16 protein-coding genes are annotated in these 24,841 nt (G+C 64.2%); 8 read left to right on the top strand and 8 right to left on the bottom strand.

The window, feature by feature from the left end:
* Positions 1-120 precede the first annotated feature (120 nt).
* Entirely contained in the window at positions 121-1,356 is a 1,236-nt protein-coding gene (locus VK804_RS20250) for an ABC transporter substrate-binding protein (RefSeq protein WP_325373502.1), read from the bottom strand.
* A gap of 141 nt (positions 1,357-1,497) precedes the next feature.
* Between VK804_RS20250 and VK804_RS20245 the strand changes: the two genes are divergently transcribed.
* Together VK804_RS20245 and VK804_RS20240 are read left to right on the top strand one after the other, a co-directional pair.
* Positions 1,498-3,651, top strand: coding sequence for a carbamoyltransferase C-terminal domain-containing protein (locus VK804_RS20245; RefSeq protein WP_325373500.1), 2,154 nt, complete (start codon positions 1,498-1,500; stop codon positions 3,649-3,651).
* 285 nt (positions 3,652-3,936) lie between these two features.
* Entirely contained in the window at positions 3,937-4,380 is a 444-nt protein-coding gene (locus VK804_RS20240; protein ID WP_325373498.1) for a CBS domain-containing protein, read from the top strand.
* A gap of 104 nt (positions 4,381-4,484) precedes the next feature.
* On the opposite strand, the gene VK804_RS20235 is transcribed toward VK804_RS20240, so the two are convergent.
* The 5 genes from VK804_RS20235 to VK804_RS20215 all read right to left on the bottom strand — a co-directional run bounded on the left by VK804_RS20235 (position 4,485) and on the right by VK804_RS20215 (position 13,265).
* On the bottom strand, positions 4,485-5,372 hold the full coding sequence (locus VK804_RS20235) for an NAD(P)-dependent oxidoreductase (protein WP_325373496.1): 888 nt from the start codon (positions 5,370-5,372) through the stop codon (positions 4,485-4,487).
* Positions 5,373-5,376: 4 nt separating this feature from the next.
* A protein-coding gene (gene prfB / locus VK804_RS20230) for a peptide chain release factor 2 (RefSeq protein WP_325373494.1) occupies positions 5,377-6,508 on the bottom strand; the annotation gives its coding sequence in 2 pieces (ribosomal slippage) (positions 5,377-6,438 and positions 6,440-6,508; 1,131 coding nt in all).
* Between the two features lie 114 nt (positions 6,509-6,622).
* Complete coding sequence (locus VK804_RS20225; protein WP_325373492.1) at positions 6,623-9,115, bottom strand: penicillin-binding protein 1A; 2,493 nt, start codon at positions 9,113-9,115, stop codon at positions 6,623-6,625.
* A gap of 81 nt (positions 9,116-9,196) precedes the next feature.
* The gene (locus VK804_RS20220; RefSeq protein ID WP_325373490.1) at positions 9,197-11,689 is read right to left on the bottom strand and encodes a penicillin-binding protein 1A; all 2,493 of its coding nucleotides are present in this window, start codon (positions 11,687-11,689) and stop codon (positions 9,197-9,199) included.
* 208 nt (positions 11,690-11,897) lie between these two features.
* Positions 11,898-13,265 (bottom strand): N-acetylmuramoyl-L-alanine amidase, encoded by a 1,368-nt coding sequence (locus tag VK804_RS20215; protein WP_325373488.1) that lies wholly within the window; start codon positions 13,263-13,265, stop codon positions 11,898-11,900.
* Positions 13,266-13,975: 710 nt separating this feature from the next.
* Here VK804_RS20215 and VK804_RS20210 point away from each other — a divergent pair.
* Positions 13,976-17,089, top strand: a complete 3,114-nt coding sequence (locus tag VK804_RS20210) for an Rne/Rng family ribonuclease (RefSeq protein ID WP_325373486.1) — start codon at positions 13,976-13,978, stop codon at positions 17,087-17,089.
* A gap of 430 nt (positions 17,090-17,519) precedes the next feature.
* The gene (locus VK804_RS20205; protein WP_325373516.1) at positions 17,520-17,981 is read left to right on the top strand and encodes a hypothetical protein; all 462 of its coding nucleotides are present in this window, start codon (positions 17,520-17,522) and stop codon (positions 17,979-17,981) included.
* Between the two features lie 267 nt (positions 17,982-18,248).
* Here the strand turns inward: VK804_RS20205 and VK804_RS20200 are convergent, their stop codons facing one another.
* Positions 18,249-19,577, bottom strand: a complete 1,329-nt coding sequence (locus VK804_RS20200; RefSeq protein WP_325373484.1) for a dicarboxylate/amino acid:cation symporter — start codon at positions 19,575-19,577, stop codon at positions 18,249-18,251.
* 150 nt (positions 19,578-19,727) lie between these two features.
* Entirely contained in the window at positions 19,728-20,915 is a 1,188-nt protein-coding gene (locus VK804_RS20195) for a pyridoxal phosphate-dependent aminotransferase (protein ID WP_325373482.1), read from the bottom strand.
* A 100-nt stretch (positions 20,916-21,015) separates the two neighbouring features.
* Here VK804_RS20195 and VK804_RS20190 point away from each other — a divergent pair, with 100 nt between their 5' ends.
* From VK804_RS20190 to aroQ, 4 genes are all read left to right on the top strand, one after another.
* Positions 21,016-22,419, top strand: a complete 1,404-nt coding sequence (locus VK804_RS20190; protein WP_325373480.1) for a M48 family metalloprotease — start codon at positions 21,016-21,018, stop codon at positions 22,417-22,419.
* Positions 22,420-22,480: 61 nt separating this feature from the next.
* On the top strand, positions 22,481-23,248 hold the full coding sequence (locus tag VK804_RS20185) for a DsbA family protein (protein ID WP_325373478.1): 768 nt from the start codon (positions 22,481-22,483) through the stop codon (positions 23,246-23,248).
* Between the two features lie 191 nt (positions 23,249-23,439).
* Positions 23,440-24,171, top strand: a complete 732-nt coding sequence (locus VK804_RS20180; protein WP_325373475.1) for a DUF1236 domain-containing protein — start codon at positions 23,440-23,442, stop codon at positions 24,169-24,171.
* Between the two features lie 260 nt (positions 24,172-24,431).
* Positions 24,432-24,841: type II 3-dehydroquinate dehydratase (gene aroQ, locus VK804_RS20175; protein ID WP_325373473.1), on the top strand; the 410-nt coding region annotated here is incomplete at its 3' end.

Raw genomic sequence — 24,841 nt, 5'->3', positions numbered from 1 at the left:
CCCGGACAAAAATCGCGAAAACAACCCCATGCAAAGTAGAGGGGACCGGCTCGCAGCACTGTTGCTGCGCTGCGTCCGGGGCAGGAGGAGAAAAAGGCTCCAACCTGATCTCATCCCGCTCTAATGGCTGGCGTCGTGGCCGACCTCGCCGGTGATGATATCGCCGAATAATACCCAGGACTGGCCGTCGAAACGCATCAACTGCATCTGCTCGATCGGATAGTAGTCGTCCGGCGAGGTGTTGATCATGATCCCCGGCAGCAGCATTTCGGAAGTGAAGTTCTTCAGACTGGTGGCCTGCTTCATGATGTTGTCGCGCGTCAGGTCGTCGCCGCATTGCTTCAGGACCTGCACCATCGCCTGCGATTCCACATAGGCATAGGCGTTGTTGGCGTTGGCCTTGTCGCCGTCGGGATAATACTTGTCCATGAAGGCCGCCCACTTCTTCACGCCCGGATCGTCCTTCCAGACGGGATCGGTCGGATCCTTGACGTAGGAGGTCGAGATGATGCCCTTGGAATATTCCAGGCCAGCCGGCTTCAACACCGAGGCGATCGTGGTGGCGGTGTTGGCAAGGAAGAATTTCGGCTTCCAGCCGAGCTCGCCGACCTTGCGGATCGCCTGTGCCGATCCCTTTGGAGCTGCCCAGGAGAAGAAGATATCGGCGCCGGAATCGTGCAGCGCGACGATCTGCGAATCGATCGAGGGATCGCTCACCTCGTAGGACTTGTCGGCGATGATCATGCTGACCTTGTCGCCGAGCCCGTCCTTCAAGCCCTTGAACTGGTCCTTGCCGGCATCGTCGTTCTGCCAGAACACCGCGATCTTGCTGTTCGGAAAGTGCTCCAGGATGTATTTCGCATAGATGTGGCCCTCGCTCTGGTAGTTGGGCTGAAAGCCCATGGTCCAGGGGAAGTTCTTGGGGTCGCCGAACTTGGTGGCGCCGGAGGCCACGAACAGTTGCGGCACTTTCTTGGCGTTCATGTATTTCATGATCGCCGAATTCGACGGCGTTCCCAGCGACTGGAAGATCAACAGTACCTCGTCGCTTTCGACGAGCTTGCGCGCCTGCTCGATCGCCTTCGGCGGGCTGTAGGCGTCGTCGTAGCTGATGAACCTGATCTTGCGGCCGTTGATGCCGCCCTCCGCATTGACCATGTCGAAATAGGCAGCCTCGGCCTTGCCGATCACGCCGTAGGAGGAGGCGGGACCGCTATAGGGCATGATGTTGCCGATCTTGATCTCGGTATCGCTGGCGCCCGGATCGTATTTCTTTTCCGCGGATGCAGCACTCGTGGCCAGCACGACGGCGGCAAATGCCGTCAGGGCGATGAATTTCCTCGGCCGGACCGACATCGTTTTCTCTCCCTCTTGACGTTTGATTTGGCCAAGTGTCGCAAGTCGAGGCCACGCATGCAAGCATCGACTTGTTTACTGGACGGCATTGTTGCTGGCCGTCATTTGTGATTGATGCGGGGCAGCAACAGGATTTCCGCGGTGGGACGGCAGACGCGAATTGGTCCGCGATATCGGAGGCTTGGGGAAGCCGGCTTTCGCATCGCCCATTGGCTGGCCGCGCGGAGCTTCGCAGCCGCGGGCTTTCACCAGCTCGGCTCGGATTTCGCCGATGCGGCGATTGCGCGTGTCCGCGAAAAGCTCGCCCGCGGAGAGACGGTTTATCTTGCCGGCCTCGGCCCACCCGGCACGCACAATTCGGGCGTGGCACTGGTTGAAGTCACCCAGGCCGGCGGGCCACGCCTGATCGTCAACAACGAGGAAGAGCGCTTTTCAGGCAACAAGCACACCACCGAATATCCGCGACAGTCGATCGAGGCGATGGTGGCGACGCTGCGTGGCATGGGCCGCGGCATCGAAGACATCGACGCCTGGCTCACCAGCTGGGACTATCCGACGCTGGCCGGGACCATCGCCCGGTCGGTGCTGGAAGAGGTGCCGCAAAGCTTGAAGTTGCTGCGCACCACGGAAGCCGCCGGATTCGACGGCCGGCGCCTCGACCAGATGACGCGCACGCCAAAGATCCTCGCCAGGCAACTCGGCCTGTCCGAACGCGTGCCGCTGATCTGCATGCCGCACCATGACAATCATGCCTGGTTTTCGTTCGCCGCCTCGCCGTTTTCCGACAGCGACGAGCCGGTCGCCATCGCCGTGCTCGACGGAACCGGCGATCGGGGATCGATCTCGCTCTATGTCGCCGAGAACGGCGCCATGCGCAGGCTTTATTGCAACGACAGCATGTTCGATTCACTCGGCGCCTTCTACAGCGTGATTTCATCGACGCAAGGCGGCTGGACCTGGCTGTCCAGCGAGGGCCGTTACATGGGCGCCGCCGCCTGGGGCGACGTTGACCGCGCCAGCAATCCCTACTACGCGCGGCTGAAAGAGGTCTTGCATTTCGGCGACGGCGGCGAAATCAAGGTCAATCGCGCGCTGGCAAATTGGTATTGCGACCCGTTCGACCATCCCTACCAGCCCGCATTGACACAAATTCTCGGCGAGCCGCTCAAACCCGACCAGCTGTGGAATCCCGACGCGGTGCTGCGGGTCGAGGACATCCAGCACCGGCCCGACACGCAAGCCCGCCTCGACAAGGCGGCCGCGACGCAGCTGGTGTTCGAGGATGCGATGATCCATGTGGTCGATCATTTGCTGCGCTCGACCGGCGCGAACCGGTTGGTGCTCACCGGCGGGGTGGCGCTGAACGCGCTCGGCAATATGCGGCTGCTCGAACATTTCAACGAGGCGTGGTTTCTGGCCGCGCAAGCGCGCAAGGCCCGCCTGCATCTATGGGTGCCGCCGGTGCCGGGCGATCCCGGCGTCACCATCGGCGCGGCCTGGCTGTTGGCGCATCTCGCCGGCGCTCCCCGCGGCGCTGCGATGACGCATGCATTTTATTGCGGCTTGCCGCCGACGGGTGGCGATATCGCCGCCGCGCTCGATGCCGACGATATCGCCTCGCAACGGATCGGCGACATCTCGACCTCAGATGGCCGCGACGCGATCGCCGATCTGATGGCGTTCATGGTCGCGCAAAACGGCGTCGTTGCGCTCTATCAGGGCGCGGCCGAGACCGGACCCCGCGCGCTCGGACACCGCTCGATCTTCGCCAATCCCTGCGACGCCGAGGCGCGCGAGCTTCTCAACGAACGGGTCAAATACCGGGAAGCAATTCGCCCGCTGGCGCCGATGGCGACGCTGGAGGCGGCGCTGCAATATTTCGAGCTCGAGCAAGGCGCATCCGACGCCGACTACAACGCCTACAATTACATGGTGCTGACGGCGCATTCGAAGCCGCAGGCACGCGACAAGATTCCCGCGGTGATCCACGCCGACGGCACCGGGCGAATCCAGATCGTACGCGCGGAGGACGATCCCCTCACCTACGCGTATTTGAAAGCCCTCGGCCGCCGGATCGGCGTCGAGATCTCCGTCAACACTTCCTTCAATGTCGCCGGCCCGATCGCGCAAACCCCGGTCCAGGCAATCGACACGCTGCGGCGCTCCAAGGGACTCGACGTGGTGCTGCTGGTCGCCGATGACGGCATGGTCACCGCGGCATGGCACGGGGGAAAGCGTGACAGCGGCAGGTTTACGGGGTGGCTGTCGCGGTGGAAAGAAGCAGGGGCGCGCTAGGGCGTGGACTCATTGGCGCGTAAAGCCCTCTGCGACTGTCGGCGTTGGCACGAAACGGACCAACCGGGCCGGTCTGGCGATGTCCGGTCTCGGGGATACAACGGAAGTCGGATTTCAGGTCTCCTGAGCAGGGCTACGCCATCGAGGCGGTGAAAATCCCGCCGTCGGGATCGGTGGCAGGCTTCGCCGGCGACATCGCGCAGTGCTGACAAGGCAAGATATTTTGACTAACCTTCAGTGCGGGCCATCAAGACGGGGCAGGACAGGGCCCACGAGAGGAGATCGATGAGCACAGTAAAAAGCGCTCTGGCCCAGAAGAGTGGCGCCCTGATCCATGTTCGTTCCGGCGACATGGTCGTCGAAGCCTTGCGCCAGATGCGCGAAAACCGGGTCCGGTCGGTGCTGGTCATCGACGACAACCTGCTGGTCGGTATCGTGACCCAGGGTGACTGCGCGATCAAAGTGCTGCTGCCTGGGCTCGATGCGAAGCAGACGCCGGTGGGCCAGGTGATGACGGCCAACCCGGTGACGATCAAGCCGGACGATCCGCTGAAAGACTGCATGGCAATGATGGCTGAGCGCGGTTTTCGCCATCTGCCAGTGCTGGATGCGGGCAAGGTCGTAGGCGTGATCTCGATCGGAGACGTCGTAAAAAACATCATTCGGGATTTGGAGCACAACGTGGGCGACCTGATGGGCTACATCATGACGGACAGCCCTGGGGGCTGACAGACGAACCGCGGTGCCGTCGCCCCGTCCGCGAGCCTGCGGCGGCACTAGTTCGCGCGCTCCTCGAGCAATAAGGCCAAGGGCTCTGGCGCAGAGATGGACGATTATTTTGTCGTGGCGCCTTTGTGCCGCGACACGATCTCGATCAGTTTTCCCTCGTCCTCATCGGGCGCGTACGCCTTGGCCCGTGCATAGGCCTCGACCGCGGCTCGGCCCATCAGGGGGACGTCTGACAACAGGCTCTCGGCCAGGGTCACGGCGTAGGCCGCATCCTTGTGCCGCAGCGCCGCGGTGAAGGTCGCGCCGGAGAAATTCCGTGCCGCCATCCGCCTGGAATGCCGGATCACCTGCGGACTGGCGGCCACTCCCGTCTCGATCGCCTCCAGCACCAGCTTCATGTCGAGACCGGCCTGCTCGGCGATCGCCAGCCCCTCCGCGATCCCGGCGATCTGGATCGCGCCCATCAGATTGTTGATCAGCTTGTAGACCGTGCCGGAACCGACCGGGCCGAAATGCCGGATCGTCGTGGAAAGCGGCGCGAGATAAGGCCGCGCGCGTTCGAGGTCGGCGGTATCGGCCCCGACCAATAGCGTCAACTTTCCCACTGCGGCGGCATCCGGCAGGCCGGTGACCGGGCTGTCGATATAGATCAGGCCGCGGTCGCGAAGCTGGCGCGCCAGCTCGAGCGCGTGGCGGTAGGATACCGTGGAGCATTCGATTGCCAGCGTGCCGGCCTTCATGGTCGTGGCGGCGCCGTCCCTGGTCAGCCACACCTCGCGCGAGGCCTCATCGTCGGCGACCATGGTGACGACCGCGTCGGCATCGATCGCGGCATCCTCCGGCGAGGTCGCCCAGCGCGCGCCGCGCGCGATCAAATCGTCCGCCTTGGCCTTGCTGCGGTTCCATACCGCGACCGCAAATCCGGCATCGAGATAGCGGCCGGCCATGCCATGGCCCATTCGCCCGAGTCCGATGAACGCCACTCTTGCCATCGCGCTAATCCACGTCCTCGACCGCGCCGGGCGATGCCCCGAAGGCGCGCTGCGCCAAGGTCGCCGCCATGAATTCATCGAGGTCGCCGTCGAGCACGCCCGAGGTATCCGAGGTCTGCACGCCGGTGCGCAAATCCTTCACCATCTGATAGGGCTGCAGCACGTAGGAGCGGATTTGGTGGCCCCAGCCGATGTCGGTCTTGGCGGCCTGGTCGACGGCGGCCTGTTCCTCGCGCTTCTTCAATTCGATTTCGTAGAGGCGCGCGCGCAGCATGTCCCAGGCCTGCGCCTTGTTCTTGTGCTGCGAACGGCCGGCCTGGCAGACCACCGCAACCCCGGTCGGAATGTGCGTCAGCCGCACCGCGGATTCGGTCTTGTTGACGTGCTGGCCGCCGGCGCCGCCGGAACGCATGGTATCGGTGCGGACGTCGCTTTCCTTGATGTCGATCTTGATGCTGTCGTCGACCACCGGAAACACCGCGACGCTGGAGAACGAGGTGTGCCGCCGCGCATTGGAATCGAACGGCGATATTCGCACCAGCCGGTGCACGCCGCCTTCGGTCTTCAGCCAGCCATAGGCGTTGGGGCCGGAGATCTGGATGGTGGCCGACTTGATGCCGGCCTCCTCGCCTTGCGTCTCTTCGAGAAATTCGACCTTGAAGCCGTGCTTCTCGGCCCAGCGCGTGTACATGCGCAAGAGCATCTCGGCCCAGTCCTGGCTTTCGGTGCCACCGGCGCCGGCATGAACCTCGAGATAGGAGTCAAAACGGTCGGCTTCGCCCGACAGCAAGGCTTCCAGCTCGCGCCGGGCAACCTCCTTCTTGAGCGCCTTCAGCGCGGTCTCGGCTTCCGCGACCACGCCGACATCGCCCTCGGCCTCGCCGAGTTCGATCATCTCGACATTGTCGGACAGTTCGCGCTCGACCTTGCCGATGCCAGCAAGCGCATCCTCCAGCGAGGTGCGCTCCTGCATCAGCTTCTGGGCCTTCTGCGGATCGTTCCAGAGATTGGGGTCTTCGGCGAGCTTGTTCAGCTCGGCGAGCCGCGCCGTGGATTGTTCGACGTCAAAGATGCCTCCTCAGCAGCCCGACTGACTGCTTGATCTCTTCGACGAGGCGTTCGACTTCGGCGCGCATGGGCTCTCTGATCTGCGGGGCAGCCCGCTTTGTTGAATGAGGGATGTAGCGGCGCGCGATGCAAAGCGCAATCGGCTCGCGTGCATTGCTGTCGCGAACCTCGGCCCCGCGGCGCTAGTAAATGCTCCCAGTCCCAGGCCGGAACAGGCTGCGATCGGCATCCGGTGACGGCTGCAGCGGCCTTCCATCGGCATCGGCCACCCCGATATCGGAGTAGTTATCCGGCGGCGCGGTGCCCGGCTTGAACGCTTCGAGGATGACGCCGCTGGTCTGGCCGGGACCCGCGCGCATGCCGCTCTTGGCATCGACCCGGACCAGTTTGATGCCGGCCGGAATCTTGAACGGGACCGCCGGCTTGTCGGCGAGTGCCAGCTTCATGAAATCCCTGGCGATTGGAGCCGCGGTGTGGCCGGCTTGCGCGGTTCGGCCCAGACTGCGAGGCTTGTCATAGCCAACATAAAGACCGACCACGAGATCGGGCGAAAAGCCGACAAACCAGAGATCCTTGGCCTCATTGCTGGTTCCGGTCTTGCCGGCAATCGGCTTACCCACCTCCTTCAAGGCAATCGCGGTGCCACCCTGCACGACCCCCTCCATCATCGAGGTGATCTGATAGGCCGTCAGCACGTCCAGCACCTGCTCGCGGTGGTCGACGAGTTGCGGCTCAGGCTGGTTCTTCCAGCCCTCAGGCGCGTCGCAGCCGCGGCACTCGCGGGTGTCGTGCTTGAAGATGGTATGGCCGTAACGGTCCTGGATACGGTCGATCAGGGTCGCCTTCACGCGACGCCCGCCGTTGGCGATCATCGAATAGCCGGTGACCATGCGCATGACCGTGGTCTCTCCGGCGCCGAGCGCGTAGGACAGATAGTTCGGCAATTCATCGTAGACGCCGAAACGCTTGGCGTATTCGCCGATCAGCGGCATGCCGATATCCTGCGCCAGCCGCACGGTCACGGTATTGAGCGAGAGTCTCAGTGCGTTGCGCAGCGTCGTCGGCCCCTGATATTTGCCGACCGAAAAGTTCTCCGGACGCCACACGCCGGCGCCCTGCCCCTGATCGATCTCGATCGGACCATCGACCTCCATGCTCGAGGGCGTATAGCCGTTGTCGATTGCCGCCGAATAGACGATCGGCTTGATGGTGGATCCCGGTTGGCGGTAGGCCTGCGTCGCGCGATTGAACTGGCTCTGGTCGAAAGAAAACCCGCCGACCATCGCGAGTACCCGACCGGTCCGCGGATCCATCGCGACCATCGCGCCGGAAATCTCCGGCAATTGCCGAAGGCGGTATTGGCCTTCGACCAGACTGCCGTCCTTTGCGATCAACGGGTCGGCATAGATGATATCGCCGGGCGAAAGCACCTGTGAAACCGAGGTCGGCACTTTGCCGCGCATCGGGCCCGTGACAGCCTTCGCCCACCTCACGCCGTCGAGGGTGACGATGCCGGTTTGACGGTCCTTCGACACCGCGCCGCCGAGTTCTCGCCCGGGCTGGAAGCCGATCCGCGCCGATTGATCGCTGGTCTCCAGCACCACCGCCATCCGCCACGGCGAGATGTCCGATAGCGACTTGACGTCGGCGAGCTTCACGCCCCAGTCGCCTGTGATGTCGAGCTTGCCGGTGGCGCCGCGCCAACCCTGCGCCTCGTCGAAATTGACGAGGCCCGCAGCCATGGTCTTGCGCGCCATCACCTGGATTTTCGGGTCGAGCGTGGTCCGCACCGACAGTCCGCCTTCGTAGAGCTTCTTCTCGCCATAGCGATCGAAGATGTCGCGGCGGACCTCCTCGGCAAAATACTCGCCGGCAAAAATGTGTGCCGCGTTGCTGCGATTGGTGACGACGAGCGGATCCTTGCGGGCCGTGTCGGCCTCGGCCTGCTTGATCCAGCCGTTTTCCAGGAGGCGGTCGATCACGTAATTGCGGCGCTCGACGGCGCGATCATGGTTGCGCACCGGATGCAGCGCGCCGGGGGCCTTCGGCATGGCCGCCAGATAGGCCGCTTCCGCGACCGTGAGATCGTTGACCGATTTGTCGAAATAGACCAGCGAAGCGGCGGCAATGCCATAGGCGCCGAGGCCGAGATAGATTTCGTTGAGATAGAGTTCGAGGATCTTGTCCTTCGAATAGGCGCGTTCGATCCGCATCGCCAGCAACGCTTCCTTGATCTTGCGGGCGAACGACACCTCGTTGGTCAGGAGAAAGTTCTTGGCGACCTGCTGGGTGATGGTGGACGCGCCCTGCGGCCGGCGGTTGGAGCCGAAGTTTTGGGCATACAGCACGGCCGCGCGCGCCATGCCCTGGAAGTCGATGCCGCCATGCTCGTAGAAATTCTTGTCCTCGGCGGCCAGAAACGCGTTGATGACCAGCTTCGGCACCGCCTGGATCGGCAGATAGAGCCGGCGCTCCTTGGAATATTCCCCGAGCAGTTCGCCGTCCGCGGCATGCACCCGCGTCATGACCGGGGGCTCATAGTCCTGAAGCTGCGAATAGTCCGGCAGGTCCTTGGAGAAATGCCAGATCAGGCCGGCGGCGGCGGTGACGCCCACCAGGAACAACACGGTTCCGGCGGCGAACAGGAAGCCCAGGAACCTCACCAGCAAACGCATGATCGACTATCCATTTCAGCCCATGTGCCAGCCCTGGCGCGCCCGCGTTTCGTGGCGCCAGCTAGCCGGCCTCTTGTTGCGCTAATAGAGCCCGCCGGTGCCTGGACGGAACAGGCTGCGATCGGCGTCGGGCGACGGCTGCAGCGGGCGGCCGTCGGCATCGGCCACCCCGATCACGGAGTAATTGTCGGGCGGCGCGGTACCCGGCTTGAAGGCTTCGAGAATGACCCCGCCGGTTTCGCCTGGACCGGCGCGCATGCCGGTCTTGGAAACCACCCGGATCAGCTTGATGCCGGCCGGCACCTTGAACGGGATCGCCGGCTTGTCGGCGAGTGCGAGTTTCAGGAAGTCGCGCGCGATCGGCGCCGCCAGATGGCCGCCGGTCATGCCGCGACCGAGATTGCGCGGCTTGTCATAGCCGACATAAATGCCGACCACGATGTCCGGCGAGAAGCCGATGAACCAGGCGTCTTTTTCATCGTTGGTGGTGCCGGTCTTGCCGGCGATCGGCTTGCCGACTTCCCTCACCACCGTGGCGGTGCCGGCTTGCACCACGCCTTCCATCATCGAGGTGATCTGGTAGGCCGTCATCGGATCCAGCACCTGCTCGCGGTGATCGACGAGTTGGGGCTCGGGTTGATTCTTCCAGCCCGCGGGCGCGTCACAGCCGCGGCATTCACGCTGATCATGTTTGAAGATGGTGTGGCCGTAACGGTCCTGGATGCGGTCGATCAGGGTCGGCTTCACGCGCCTGCCGCCATTGGCAAGCATCGAATAGGCGGTGACCATCCGCATCACGGTGGTCTCGCCGGCGCCGAGCGCATAGGAGAGATAATTCGGCAGCTCGTCATAGACGCCGAACCGCTTGGCATACTCGCCGATCAGGGGCATGCCGATGTCCTGCGCCAGCCGCACCGTCACCGTGTTCTTCGACAAGCGCAGCGCGTTGCGCAGCGTCGTCGGGCCAAGGTATTTGCCCGCCTCATAGTTCTCCGGACGCCAGACGCCGCCGCCCTGCCCCATGTCGATCTCGATCGGCGCGTCCATCACCACGGTCGACGGCGTATAGCCGTTGTCGAGCGCGGACGAGTATACGATCGGCTTGAACGAAGAGCCCGGCTGCCGGTAGGCCTGGGTGGCGCGATTGAACTGGCTTTGGTCGAAGGAGAATCCGCCGACCATCGCCAGCACACGGCCGGTCCACGGATCCATCACCACCATCGCACCCGACACCTCCGGCAATTGCCGCAGCCGGTACTGGCCATCGACCGTGCTGCCGTCCTCCTTGACCAGGGGATCGGCATAGATCACGTCGCCCGGCGAAAGCACCTGCGACACCGCCGTCGGAGTCCTGCCCTTCGCCGGCCCCGATGTCGCTCTCGCCCATTTGACGCCATCGACCGTGATGATGCCGGTTTGCCGCTCCTTGGTGACCGCGCCGCCGAGCTCCCGCCCGGGCTGGAAGCCTATCCGCGCCGATTGATCGCCTGTCTCCAGCACCACCGCCATCCGCCACGGCGAAATGTCCGACAGCGACTTGATGTCGGCAAGCTTGGTGCCCCAATCGCCCCCGATATCGAGCTTGCTGATGGCGCCGCGCCAGCCCTGAGCCTCGTCGTATTTGACGAGGCCGGAGACCATGGTCTTGCGCGCCATCACCTGGATTTTCGGGTCCAGCGTGGTGTGGACCGACAGCCCGCCCTCATAGAGTTTCTTCTCGCCATAGCGCTCGAAGATGTCGCGGCGGACCTCCTCGGCAAAATATTCGCCGGCGAAGATGTGCGCGCCATTGGCGCGGTTGGTGACGATCAGGGGATCCTTGCGGGCCTTGTCGGCATCGGCCTGCTTGATCCAGCCGTTCTCCTGGAGGCGATCGATCACGTAGTTGCGGCGCTCGATGGCGCGGTCGTGGTTGCGCACCGGATGCAGCGCCGCCGGCGCCTTCGGCAGCGCGGCCAGGTAGGCGGCCTCCGCCACCGTGAGTTCGTTGACCGATTTATCGAAATAGACCAGCGACGCGGCGGCGACGCCGTAAGCGCCGAGACCGAGATAGATTTCGTTGAGATAGAGTTCGAGAATCTTGTCCTTGGAATAGGCGCGCTCGATCCGCATCGCCAAAAGCGCTTCCTTGATCTTTCGGCTGAACGACACCTCGTTGGTCAAGAGAAAGTTCTTGGCGACCTGCTGGGTGATGGTGGAAGCGCCCTGCGGCCGCCGATTGGAGCCGTAATTCTGCGCATAGAGCACGGCGGCGCGCGCCATGCCCTGATAATCGATGCCGCCATGTTCGTAGAAATTCTTGTCCTCGGCCGCCAGGAAGGCGTTGATGACCAGTTTCGGCACGGCCTGGATCGGCAGGTACAGCCGGCGTTCCTTGGAGTATTCGCCGAGCAGCGCGCCGTCGGCGGCATGCACCCGCGTCATGACCGGCGGCTCATAGTCCTGAAGCTGTGAATAGTCCGGCAGATCCTTGGAGAAATGCCAGATCAGGCCGGCTGCGGCGGCGACGCCCACCAGGAACAGCACGGTTCCGGCGGCGAACAGGAAACCCAGGAACCGCACCAGCAAGCGCATTATCGAATATCCGTTTCAGCCCTACGCCGTGACCACCGGCATTTTCTTCAAGCTTGAACTCGCACCACGGCAACCATTCGCCGGTCCGAACCGGGTGTATCATACGTCAGCCGCTGGAGAATTTGGATCGATTCCGAATGCCCGCGCTGGTTTTTTATAGGGCCGACGCTGTGGCCAAACTAGGGCCCCGGCCGCGGCGACCAACCTTTCAGTTCGAAGCCGCAGGCGCAGCCGTCGCCAGGCGTTTGGCGAAGAAGGCGTCGATTGCCTGTGCCATCGATCCGACGGTCCGGGAACGCCAGCTATCCGATACCAGATGTTCGAGGTCGCCTTTATTCGAGACGTAGCCGAGTTCGATCAGCACCGACGGCACGTCGGGAGCCTTCAATACCCGGAAGCCGGCGGACTTCAGCGGGTGCTTGTGCATCCGCACCGAGCTCTTCATCTCGCCCATCAATAGCCGCGCGAAGCGGTTTGAAAACGTTCGCGTTTCGCGCTGCGCCAGATCGATCAGGATATCGGCGACGTCGGTTGGCTCCTCGGTCAAATTGACCCCGCCGATGGCGTCCGCCTTGTTTTCCACCTCGGCCAGCCGTTCGGCCTCGGCGTCGGAGGCCTTGTCGGACAGCGTGTAGATCGTGGCGCCCTGCGCATCGCCCTCGCCGCGCGGCAAGGCATCGGCATGGATCGACACGAACAGCGCCGCCGATTGGCTGCGCGCGATCTTCACGCGATCATTGAGCGGAATGAAGGTATCGTCGGTCCGGGTCATGACGACACGGTATTTGCCTGCCTTCTCGATCCGATCGCGCAACGCCAGGCCAAATCCGAGCACCAGGTTCTTTTCGCTTTCGCCGCTGGACTGGGTGCCGTTGTCGACGCCGCCATGGCCGGGATCGATGACAATGACGGGCCGGGAATCGGGCGCCATCGCGGGCTTGGCGGGTACCACGGCGTCCGGCGCGGCGGTGGGGACAGCGGACGCAACCGCTTCGGCAATCGCCGGCCGCAGCTCGGGCCGGCTGTCGGCTCCGAGCGACTGCACGAACGTGGTGCGGTCGACCTCCTCGAGTTCGATCACCAGCCGCGACGGTTGGCCGTTGGCGGCATCCAGCACATAGGAATTGGCGATCCTGGCAGGCCCCGTCAGATCGAACACGATCCGCGAACCGCCGGGCATGACCAGGCCGTAGCGGAACGCCTTGATCAGGCCTCGTCCGGTGCCGGTATCCGGTGGAAGCTGGAAGCTGACTTGCGGAATGTCGACGATCACCCGGTAGGGGTCGGCGAGCGCAAAGGCGCGAAACGTGATGGCCTTGTCGAGATCGAGTACGAAGCGGGTCTTGCTGGCGTCGCCGGCCAGCCGGGCGTCGGAGACGACCGGAAAATTCGAGGCGGTAGCGGGACTGGTGACCGGACTGGCGGCAACCGGCGTGGCGGCGATGGGAGTGGCGGCAATCGGGCCGGATGCCTGGCTCTCGGCTCGGCCAGCGACCGAGGCGTCCAGGCATAGCGATGCTGCGGCGCACAGCAGCGCGATCCCCAGCAAAACACCTTGTTTGGCGCGGCCCGACACCGAATCCCTATGCCTCCGAGCAGCCGTCTTACCGCAATAGAACCGCAGGGTTAACTGAAGCTTAACGTGCTCCCCACCGATAAGGCCGGTGTGTTGCCGCGATGCGACGCTTCCCTTGCGCAGTGCCCCCAATCCACGTATGTAAAGGGGGCTGACGGCTAAAACTCCCGGTTGTGTCGCGTTCAGCCTCCCGGTGCAGCGTCGGAACCTTCGAAATCTCGGGGATTCCAGCGTTTTTCCGATCCCTCCACAGCCCGCGCAGCGCGCGGCTGATCCGGAGCGGCGGTTTCCAGCCCGAGCGGCGTCCGGTCCCAGGTTACCAGCTTGTTCCAGGGACGGCTTCAGGAGACACGGCATAACCGATTATCCGGGCCTGTTCCGGCCCCGATATGCGAACGGCCGGCGAGCGCTTCGGCGCCGCGTCGGGCTTTCAGCGACAGACAAGGCGGCGCTTTGCCGCCCACGCTTTTAGACGGGCCGACGCTTGATGCGCCAGACTGTATCGCCGACCAAGATCCTCCGAACAACCGCGCCGACGCGGAGCCAGGGCTCCGCGCGTCGTTGTGCTCGCAAGGGATCCCGTTCGGCTTGGTGCTCCGGGTTGCGTTTTGGCCTTCCCCTCACCCCCGAATCAGGTGGACCGTCGCGTCACCCGGCGGCGCGATACGCGCTTCCCGCAAGACGCGCCCGCCGCCGCCAAGAGCCCCAAAATGCCCAACAAAATGTTGATCGATGCTACCCACCCGGAAGAGACCCGGGTTGTCGTGGTCCGCGGCAATCGCGTCGAAGAGTTTGATTTCGAGACCGCCCAGCGCAAGCAGCTGCGCGGCAACATCTACCTCGCCAAGGTCACGCGCGTCGAACCGTCGCTGCAGGCGGCCTTCATCGAATACGGCGGAAACCGCCACGGCTTCCTCGCCTTCAGCGAAATCCATCCCGACTATTATCAGATCCCGGTCGCCGACCGCCAGGCGCTGATCGAGGCCGACGAACGCGCCCACCGCGAGGCCGAGGAAGAGAGCGAAAACCGCTCCAGCCGGGGCCGCCGCCCGCGCCATCGCAATTCGCGCCGCCGCGGCAGCGGCGAACGCGTGCAGAGCGAGGTCGTCGAGCACGCGAGCCACGAGCCGCCGCAGGCCGCTTCACCTGAAGGCCAGCAGGGCCATGAGCCCGCGGAACATCCGCCCGCCGAGGGCGACGGCGCCCACGCCGCCGATACCGGGCATCATGACCCCGAGCACCACGATCACCAAGATCATGATCATGATCACGCGCATGACCATGCCCATGACGGGCACGATCACGAACATGGCGGCCAAGGCGAGGTTCATGCCAGCGAGACGCTGGCGGCAGTGACGCTGCCGGACACGGCCGCCGTCGAGGCATCATCCGCGGAAGCGCATGAAGAGCACGCGCATGATGACGACGAGCACAGCCGCGACGAACAGGCGCACGAAAACGCCGCCCATGCCGACGACGCCGAACATGGCGAAGACCACGCTGCGCATGCCGAACACGCAGCCGGCGCGCCCGCCACATCGGATCAGGGCGAACACACAGCCGCTCCCGAGGGCGAGGAACACGACGACGAGGATGAAGGCGACGAGGCCGAGGAAGAGGTCGTCGAATCCGTCGGCGGCGACGACGTGCTGGAAGAGGTGCCGGAACGCGCCTTCCGCCCGCGCCGGCAATATAAAATTCAGGAAGTGATAAAACGCCGCCAGGTGATGCTGGTGCAGGTCGTCAAGGAAGAACGCGGCAACAAGGGCGCCGCGCTGACGACGTATTTGTCGCTGGCCGGTCGCTATGCGGTGCTGATGCCCAACACCGCGCGCGGCGGCGGCATCAGCCGCAAGATCACCTCAGCCCAGGACCGCTCGCGGCTGAAGGAAGTGGTGCAGGACCTCGACGTGCCCGAGGGCATGGGCATCATCCTGCGCACCGCGGGCGCCTCCCGCACCAAGCCCGAGATCAAGCGCGACTTCGAATATCTGATCCGGATGTGGGAAACCGTGCGCGACATGACGCTGAAGTCGCAGGCGCCGACGCTAGTCTACGAGGAAGGCTCGCTGATCAAGCGCTCGCTGCGCGACCTCTACAACAAGGAAATCGACGAAATCCTGGTCGCGGGCGAGGCCGGCTATCAGGAGGCGCGCGACTTCATGAAGATGCTGATGCCCTCGAACGTGCGGGCGGTGAAGCAATATCGCGACGGCCAGCCGCTGTTCTCGCGAATGGGGGTCGAGAGCCAGTTGGATGCGATGTTCTCGCCGACCGTGCAATTGCGCTCCGGCGGCTACATCGTGATCAACCAGACCGAGGCGCTGGTCTCGATCGACGTCAACTCCGGGCGATCGACCCGCGAACACCACATCGAGGACACCGCGCTCAAGACCAATCTGGAGGCATCGGAGGAAGTCGCTCGCCAGCTGCGCTTGCGCGACCTCGCCGGCCTGATCGTGATCGACTTCATCGACATGGACGAGAAGCGCAACAACCGCTCGGTCGAGCGCAAGCTTTCGGATTGCCTCCGGCAGGACCGCGCGCGCATCCAGGTCGGCCGCATCTCGCATTTCGGCCTGCTGGAGATGTCGCGCCAGCGCATTCGCGCCAGCGTGCTGGAAAGTTCGACCGAGCCCTGCCCGCAATGCGGCGGCAGCGGCCATGTGCGCTCGGTCTCTTCGGTGGCGCTGCAGCTGCTGCGCGGCCTTGAGGAAATTTTGATGAAGGGCGCGACCCATAATCTCGTGGTGCGCACCCGGACCGACGTCGCGCTCTACGTCCTCAACCACAAACGTGGCCATCTGCGCGATCTCGAAAACAGTTTCAAGGTGACGCTGGCCGTGATCGCCGACCCGACCGTCAGCGGCCAGCAGTCGTTCATCATCGACCGCGGCGAGCAGGTGCATACGCTGGAGGCCGCCAAGGCGTTGCTGGCGGCGCAGGTCGCGGCTTTCCCGCCGGCGCAGGCCGAGGAAGCGCTCGACGACGACGACCCGTTCGACCTTGAGGCCGAATCGGAAGTCGAAACCGACGAAACAGAGGGACTCGCCGACGAATCCGCAGCCGGTGAAGAGAGCGGCAGTGAAGCCGAGACGGCGGAAGGCGGCCCGCGGCGCAAGCGGCGCCGGCGGCGGCGCGGCCGCCCCGGTGAGACCCGCGAGGGTGCGCCTGCGCGCGACGAGCACGAAACGCCGCGCGTCCCGTTCGAAGGCGACGCGATCCCCGGCATCGTCGCGGAGGAAGGCGAACCCGACGAAGAGGAATCCGACGAACAGCCCGGCCAGGTTCGCGCCGATCAGCCCGGCGGCGAGCGGCGGCCCCGCCGCCGCGGACGCCGAGGCGGACGCAGGCGGCGCGGCGGCCCGGACGACGGCCTCGCCGGATCGATCGCCGACGAGCTCGGGCCGGTACCTCCGCCGGAGGTGACCGCCGCGGTGGCCGATTTCGACAGCAATCCAACCTCGCCGTCACCGCCGCTGGTGCAACCGGAATCCATAGCGCCGGTGCCCGAGCAACATCAGATGGACCGCGCTCCGCCGGAGCCCGCGCGTACGGCCCCTGAGCCCGAAAGCGCTCAGGAGATTGCCCAGGAGGCCGAACGGGCGGCCGCGCGGCGGCGCTCCACCGTGCGTGAGAAGGTGAGTTTTCTGGTCGACGCCCAGCCCACAACCGCACCGGTCAGCCAGAGCCAGCCCACTGAGCCGGCGCAGGCCCCTGCTCCGGCCGAGCAGCCGGCTTCGGGGGCGACAACCGAGGCCACCGACGACACCCAGCCGCGCCGCGCCGGATGGTGGTCGCGCCGCTTCGGCAACGGCGAATAGAAAAATCCGGTTTCCTCAGATGCGAACCGCCCGGCTAGCCGGGCGGTTTTCGTTTGTGCGCGATTGCGTCATCGGCAAGCGCCGAATTCCGCTGCCGAGCGCGCGCCGCGGGCGGCGCCAGCCACCGCTCGACAGGAACTCGCCTTTCTCACCTCTATTTCGACGCCATTCAGTCCAATGGGTGTATTATCGATCGGGCAAAACGACCGGAAGCCGGCGGGGGACCTATCATCAAACCGACTTCAACCGATGCGATCAGCCGGGCCTGAAGATGCGCGTCTTCCGGCAAATCTTCGCTGTCGCCATCGGCCTCGTTGCAACCTCGTCCGTTGCCGAGCCTTGCTGTGACGGCCTGCCCGGATCGGCGGCTCATGCTTTGCCGCTGCTCCATGTTTCCGATGCACCCAGGCACGACGAACCCGTGACCATCATGCTCGCGCTGATGTCGGGCAGTTGCCCTACCCTGAAGATCGCAGGCCGCGATTTCGGCTGCCGGGCCATGGCGTTCTTCCAAACCGAGGAAGGGCGGGCGAATTTCGTCGTCGCTCTCGACGACCCCACCGACGACAGTCACGTCATCACGTTCTCCGGGGATAATGGCCGCAGGATCGAGGACAATCTCTACGAGCTGCCGATCGATCGCATGCTGCTGAAATCCAAGGACCGGCCGAAGGTCGATGGCCTGCCGGTGCCGTCAGTGGAATTGTCGACCGGCATCTGCAAGCAGGTTGGAAGCTTTGCGACCGGAAAGGTATCCAGCATCGCCTGCAACGCCACGGACAAAGACGGCAACAAATATGATCTGCGGTACGAGTCTGACGGCTCGCCGATCACGGTGAGGCGTGTCAGCCAGACGAGGGCTGGACGGCCCGCGATCTCGCCATTCGACTAGCTAGCGAACCTACTGCCGCTGCGCCGTCCAGCGACCGACACAGCCGTCGGTTCTCCGGAACGAACCGCTCCCGCTGTTACCGGTGTTGAGATTGAAGTTCATGCTTGATTCTCCGGTGGGGCCTTATTGCCTGCGTGAGGCAGAGGGCCGATGTCCCTGCAGCGATGCCTCCATCGTTGGTCGCCGCTGCGCCGCCGCGGTTCGCCGACGCACGGACATATTGAGTGGGCCGGGCGTAATTCTTGACCGAGGCTCGTGACGTCCACGCTACCCCGTGGTGACCGCCGTCTCCAGATCCGAGGGATCGATCTGCTGGTTGAGCCGGGCGTGCAGCTTGTCGTGGTCGAGTTCGCCCTCCCACCACGACACCACGACGCAGGCAACCCCGTTGCCGCAGAGGTTGGTCAGCGCCCGGCATTCACTCATGAACTTGTCGATGCCGAGAACGATGGCCATGCCGGGCACCAGGCGCGGATCGACGACGGCAAGCGTCGCCGCCAGCGTGATGAAGCCCGCGCCGGTGACGCCGGATGCGCCCTTCGACGTCAGCATCGCCACCAGCAGGATGGTGATTTGCTGGCCCAGCGTCAGGTCGAAATTGAGCGCCTGCGCGATGAACAGCGTCGCCAGCGTCATGTAGATGTTGGTGCCGTCGAGGTTGAACGAATAGCCGGTCGGCACCACCAGGCCGACGACCGACTTGGAACAGCCGAGCCGCTCGAGTTTTTCCATCAGCGAGGGCAGCGCGCTTTCCGACGACGAGGTGCCGAGCACGATCAGCAGTTCGTCCTTGATATAGGCCAGGAACTTGAAGATCGAAAAGCCGACGATCCGCGCGATGATCCCGAGCACCACGACGACGAACAGCCCGGCGGTCAGATAGAACGTCGCGATCAGGCCCATCAGGTTGAGGATCGCGCCGGTGCCGAACTTGCCGATGGTATAGGCCATCGCGCCGAACGCGCCGATCGGCGCCGCCCTCATGACGATGGAGATGACGCCGAAAACCCCGTTGGCGGCTTCGTCGACGAAGATGCGCAGGTTCTTGCCGCGCTCGCCAAGCGCCATCAAGGCAAAGCCGAACAGGATCGAAAACAGCAGCACCTGCAGGATCTCGCCGTTCGCAAACGCGCCCACCACCGTGTCGGGAATGATGTGCAGGAAGAAGTCGACGCTCTTCTGGGCCTCGGCCTGCTTGGCGAAGCCCGCGACCTTCGTCGCGTCGGCCAAGGCGCCGCCGAAACCGGAGCCCGGCCGCAGCACATTTCCGAACACCAGTCCGATGACGAGCGCGAAGGTGGAGACGACTTCGAAATAGAGGAGCGCCTTGATGCCGATGCGACCGACTTTCTTGGCATCCTGAATATGCGCAATTCCCGATACTACCGTGCAGAAGATGATCGGCGCGATCACCATCTTGATCAGCTTGATGAAGCCGTCGCCAAGCGCCTTGATCCAGTCGTTGGTGGCCAGATCGGGCCACAGCCAGCCGACGATGGCGCCGAGCAGGATCCCGATCAGCACCTGAACATAGAGAACCCGGTACCAGGGTTTTGCCGCGCTTGCCGCGGTTCCCGTTGCGACTGCTGCCGTCATGACGCCCACTCCCCCTTGTCGAATCCCACGTCAGGATCTGTCCGTCGCATTGCCCGACGATCGTCCTGCCCTAGCTGAGATCAATTGCTTCCGTCGAGTCAATGCGGCTACGCGAGGCAGCGGCATTTTTTCCGGGGACGAATGCGAGCCCTATCCGAGCCATCGCGCGATGCGCGCCACCGCTTCGCGCATGTCGTCGGCCGAGCGCGCGTAGGAAAAGCGGATGAATTTGCGGCCGTGAACCGGGTCGAAGTCGATGCCCGGCGTTGCCGCGACATGCGCCCGTTCCAGCATTTGCCGGGCGAATTCGAAACTGTCCGAGGTGAACGCCGAGACGTCGGCATAGAGGTAGAACGCGCCGTCGGCCGGCAGGAAATGCGAAAGGCCCGCGCGCGGCAGGCCCTCGATCAGGATCTTGCGGTTCTCCTGATAGCCGTGCTTGACCTCTTCCATCTCGCTTCGGCCGTCGAACGCGGCTTCGGCCGCGATCTGCGACAGCGTCGGCACCGAAATCGCGAGATTCTGCTGCAGCCGCTCGATCGGCCGCACCAGCGCTTCGGGCGTCAGCATCCAGCCGACCCGCCAGCCGGTCATGCAGAAATATTTCGAGAACGAATTGATCACGAGCGCATGCGGCGACAACTCCGCCGCCGTCACGGCCGGGAAGGCATAGTCGAGGCCGTGATAGATTTCGTCGGAAATGAAGCGGATGCCGGCGCCTTCCGCGGCCGCGATCAGGCTGGTGAGCGCCTCGCGCGACATCATGGTGCCCGTCGGATTCGCCGGACTTCCGACCAGCACGCCCTTCAGCGGCGTTTTGCGATGGGCCGCGAGCAAGGCTTCCCCGGTCAGCGCATGCCTTGTGTCGCTGGTGGTCTCGATCAGCACCGGCTCGCAGCCGAGCGCGGTGAGGATGTGGCGGTACGGCGGATAGCCGGGCACCGTGACCGCGACCCGGTCGCCCGGCTCGAACATGGCGAGAAAACCCAGGATGAAGGCGCCCGACGATCCCGTGGTCACCACGATCCGCTCGGCATCCACCAGGCAGCCATAGCTGTCGCGATAATGCCTGGCGATACGCTGGCGCAGCGAGGGAATGCCGAGGGCTGAGGTGTAATCGATCCGCGCGCGGTCCAGCGCGGCATGGGCGGCCGCAATCGAGGTTTTTGGCGCACCGGCGAAGGGTTGGCCGACTTCCATGTGAATGACATGGCCGCCGGACGCCTCGATCCGCGCCGCCGCCGCCATCACGTCCATCACCATGAACGGGGGAACATCGCTCCGCCCGGAGGCGGTCAACAGGCCTTTTGCGCGGTCTCTCAATGTCGCGTCCAGCATCGAACTCTGCTATTTCACCCGGTGCCCCAGACTAGCCGCATTCCACGGTTTGTTAGGGCATATCCGGTATCCGGCCCGCCGCCAATCGCTAAAGATCGCCATGCTGCACCACGCGACCAACCGCCAAAAGGCCTCGAAATGGACCGCGGCTTTGACCGCGGCCGCGCTTGCGCTGGCGCCGATCTCGCCGGCGCCGGCCGAGCCGGAGAAGGAGAAGGGTCCGCCGACGCTGCGCGATACCGAGACCGAGCAGCTGCTGCGCGATTATACGCGACCGATCCTGCGTGTCGCGGGTCTGGAAAAGCAGAACATCCAGGTAACCATCATCAACGACCCCGCCTTCAACGCCTTCGTTGCCGATGGCCACCGCATTTTCGTCAATTACGGCGCCATCATGCAGTCGGAGACCCCGAACCAGCTGATCGGGGTTCTGGCGCATGAAACCGGCCATTTGGCCGGCGGCCATCTCGCCAAGATGCGCCTGCAGATCGCGCAGGCGCAGACCCAGATGATCATCGCCATGCTGCTCGGGGCAGGCGCGCTGGTTGCGGGCGCGCGCAGCGGCAGCAATAGCGGCCTGGCCAATGCGGGCGCAGCCGCGATCGCCGGGCCGCAGGAAATGATCCAGCGCACCCTGATCTCCTATGTGCGCCAGCAGGAGGAACAGGCCGACCGCGCCGGCGTGAAATTTTTGACCGCGACCGGCCAATCCGCCAAGGGCATGTACGATACCTTCAAGCGGTTTGCCAATGACAGCCTGTTCGCCGCGCACGGCGCCGATCCCTATCTGCAATCGCATCCGATGCCGGCCGACCGCGTCGCGGCACTGGAGGAACTGGCGCGGTCGAGCCCCTATTGGGACAAGAAGGACGATCCGGCCCTGCAAATGCGCCACGACATGGTGCGGGCGAAGATCTCCGCCTTCATGGAGCGGCAGGACACCGTGTACCGGCGTTACCCGATGTCGAACGACAGCCTGCCGGCCCGCTACGCGCACGCGATCACCACCTACCTGCATGGCGATCCGCACTCGGCGCAGGTCCAGATCGACGGCCTGATCCAGGCCCAGCCGAACAATCCCTATTTCCATGAACTGCGCGGTCAGGCGCTGCTGGAAGGCGGCAAGCCCCTCGAGGCGATCGCCCCCTTGCGCAAGGCGGTCCAGCTCTCCAATAACGCACCGCTCATCGAGATGTTACTGGGGCAGGCGCTCGTGGCGACCGAGAATAAGGCGTATACCGAAGAGGCGATCGGGATTCTGCGGGCGGCGGTGGCGCGCGAGAACGAGGCGCCGCTGGGCTTCATGCAGCTCGCCATGGCCTATGGCCGAAAAGGAGATTACGCGGAGGCCGATCTGGCCTCGGCCCAGGCCGCCTATCTTCGCGGCGACAACAAGACCGCGCGCGAACTGGCCGCGCGGGCCAAGACCCGCTTCGCCGTCGGTACCCCCGGTTGGGTCAGGGCCGACGACATCGTCACCGCCAAACCGCCGAAGAGCAACTAGAGCACCATCGACCGGCGGACGTCGTTTCCGAAACCGGATTTCACGAAAAGAGGATTTACCAATGCCTTCGTTCCGCCTGCTCGTCTCCGCCTTGTTCGCGCTCGCCGTCTGCGCCCTGCCGGGCGCCGCATCGGCGCAAAGCTTTTCCGACAGCCAGCGCGGGGACATCGAGGTCATCGTCAAGAATTACCTGATCGCCCATCCCGAGGTGCTGGAAGAGGCGATGAATGAGCTGAACAAGCGCCAGGCCGCCGCCGAGGCCGAGAAGCACGAGGCGAGTGTCGCCAGCAACGCGGATGCGATCTTCAATTCGCCGCGCGGCGTCGTGCTCGGCAACAAGGACGGCGACGTCACCTTCGTCGAATTCTTCGACTACAATTGCGGCTACTGCAAACGCGCCATGGCCGACATGCTCGATCTCTTGAAGAACGACTCCAAGCTCAAGGTCGTGCTGAAGGAATTCCCGGTCTTGAGCGAGGGTTCGGTGGAAGCCGCCAAGGTCGCGGTCGCCGTGCGCATGGAGGATCCCTCGGGCAAGAAGTACCTCGATTTTCACCAGAAGCTGCTCGGCGGCCGGGGACCGGCCGACAAGGCGCGCGCGCTTGCCGCGGCCAAGGATGCCGGCCTCGACACCACGAAACTCGAAAAGGACATGGCGAGCCCGGAAGTCAAAGCCACCATCGAGGAAAACTTCAAGCTCGCCGAAGCCATGGGCATGAACGGCACGCCGAGCTACGTGATCGGAAAGCAGGTCGTGATCGGCGCGGTCGGCCTCGACGGGCTGAAGGAAAAGATCGCGATCGCCCGCTGCGGCAAGGCGACCTGCTGAGGCGCGCTCACGCAGATTAAGGCATCGTCGAAGAAGAAAGGCCGGCTGTTCAGCCGGCCTTTTATTTGGGCATTTTCCGTTCATCGCGCGTTCAAAAAACAAACCCGCTGGAACCAGCAGTCTTCGGGAACATCGGTGATCTGCTTTCGTTGTCGGCGCGGGCAATGCAAACACCTGAGGAGAATGTTCCAATGACTAATCGCTTTATGATTTCGGTTGCGGCTGCGGCGCTGATCGCTGGAACCGTCGCCGCCAATGCACAAGGCATGGGCCGCGAAGGCTCGCCGGGCGCTGCCGTTCAGCAGAGCGCGCCTGCCGCCGGCGGCGCTGCGGCCCCGAGCCACGAATCCACCGAACCGGCCAAGCCGTCGTCCGGCATGAAATCGACCCAGACCGAGCAGAAGCCGCCGATGGCCGGCAAGAACCAGCGCGCCGAAGAAAACATGCCGGGCGCGAAGCCGAAGGGCATGAGTTCGGAAAGCGACAAGGGCGGAGCCAAGGACATGAAGGCCGAGGGTCGTGAGGACCGGACCGGCAACATGAAGGCCGAGGGCCGCGAAGACCGCACCGGCAACATGAAGGCCGAAGGCCGCGAAGACCGCATGAATGCGGAATCGAAGGGCGCCGAGACCAAATCGCAGACCACCGTCGGCCAGGCCGGCGCCGGCGCCAAGCTTTCGACCGAGCAGCGCACCAGGATCACCAGCGTGATCCGGGAGCAGCATGTCGCACCGGTCGAGCATGTCGACTTCGCGATCTCGGTCGGCACCCGCGTGCCGCACGACGTGCGCTTCTACCCGCTGCCGACGGAAGTCGTGACCATCTATCCGGAATGGCGCGGCTACGAGTTCATCCTGGTCAACGACCAGATCGTGGTTGTGGACCCGCGCACCTTCGAGATCGTAGCGGTGATCGAGGCCTGATCGATTGACCCCAACGGAATCGGGCGGGCAGTAATGCCCGCCCGTTTTCATGAAGGCTGGTCGGGACGTGGCCGCGACCTGCCAGGGCCCGCGCCGGTTCATTCTTAACCTTGGTTAACGAACGGTTTCCACAGGTTCCACAGGGTTTTTCAGCAATCGGGTGAGGCGTTTGGCGGCCCTCGGGGGCGGCCTAAAGACTTCCCCTTGGCGGCGTTGTTACCTATAACCCGGCCACCTCTGCCACATTTTCCGGGATTTGGATGGCCAACGCTCTTGCCGAGACAATCTACGTGCTCAACGGGCCGAACCTTAATCTGCTGGGGACCCGGGAGCCAGAAACCTACGGCCATGCGACGCTGGCCGACGTCGAAAAACTCTGCGCAGAGACCGCCGCGCATTTCGGGCTCAAGGCCGATTGCCGGCAGTCCAATCGCGAGGGCGAGCTGATCGATTACATCCACGAGGCGTACGCGAAAAAGGCCGCCGGCATCGTGATCAATGCGGGGGCCTATTCGCACACCTCGATCGCGCTGCACGATGCCTTGGTCGCGGTGAAAATCCCGACGGTCGAGGTCCACATCAGCAACATCCACGCCCGCGAGAGCTTCCGCCACCATTCATTTACCGCCCGGGCCGCCTTCGCGACACTTGCGGGTTTCGGCATTGACGG

The sequence above is a fragment of the Bradyrhizobium sp. genome (assembly GCF_035484855.1).
Classification (GTDB): Bacteria; Pseudomonadota; Alphaproteobacteria; order Rhizobiales; family Xanthobacteraceae; genus Bradyrhizobium.
The sequence above is the reverse complement of the archived record's forward strand: the minus strand, read 5'-3'. Positions and strand labels throughout refer to the sequence as shown.

Excerpts from the sequence above, each read along its gene's own strand:
- VK804_RS20250 (WP_325373502.1), bottom strand. The coding sequence starts at position 1,356 with ATGTCGGTCCGGCCGAGGAAATTCATCGCCCTGACGGCATTTGCCGCC.
- VK804_RS20240 (WP_325373498.1), top strand. The coding sequence starts at position 3,937 with ATGAGCACAGTAAAAAGCGCTCTGGCCCAGAAGAGTGGCGCCCTGATC.
- VK804_RS20235 (WP_325373496.1), bottom strand. The coding sequence starts at position 5,372 with ATGGCAAGAGTGGCGTTCATCGGACTCGGGCGAATGGGCCATGGCATG.
- VK804_RS20225 (WP_325373492.1), bottom strand. The coding sequence starts at position 9,115 with ATGCGTTTGCTGGTGAGGTTCCTGGGCTTCCTGTTCGCCGCCGGAACC.
- VK804_RS20220 (WP_325373490.1), bottom strand. The coding sequence starts at position 11,689 with ATGCGCTTGCTGGTGCGGTTCCTGGGTTTCCTGTTCGCCGCCGGAACC.
- VK804_RS20210 (WP_325373486.1), top strand. The coding sequence starts at position 13,976 with ATGCCCAACAAAATGTTGATCGATGCTACCCACCCGGAAGAGACCCGG.
- VK804_RS20205 (WP_325373516.1), top strand. The coding sequence starts at position 17,520 with ATGCTCGCGCTGATGTCGGGCAGTTGCCCTACCCTGAAGATCGCAGGC.
- VK804_RS20200 (WP_325373484.1), bottom strand. The coding sequence starts at position 19,577 with ATGACGGCAGCAGTCGCAACGGGAACCGCGGCAAGCGCGGCAAAACCC.
- VK804_RS20195 (WP_325373482.1), bottom strand. The coding sequence starts at position 20,915 with ATGCTGGACGCGACATTGAGAGACCGCGCAAAAGGCCTGTTGACCGCC.
- VK804_RS20190 (WP_325373480.1), top strand. The coding sequence starts at position 21,016 with ATGCTGCACCACGCGACCAACCGCCAAAAGGCCTCGAAATGGACCGCG.
- VK804_RS20185 (WP_325373478.1), top strand. The coding sequence starts at position 22,481 with ATGCCTTCGTTCCGCCTGCTCGTCTCCGCCTTGTTCGCGCTCGCCGTC.
- VK804_RS20180 (WP_325373475.1), top strand. The coding sequence starts at position 23,440 with ATGACTAATCGCTTTATGATTTCGGTTGCGGCTGCGGCGCTGATCGCT.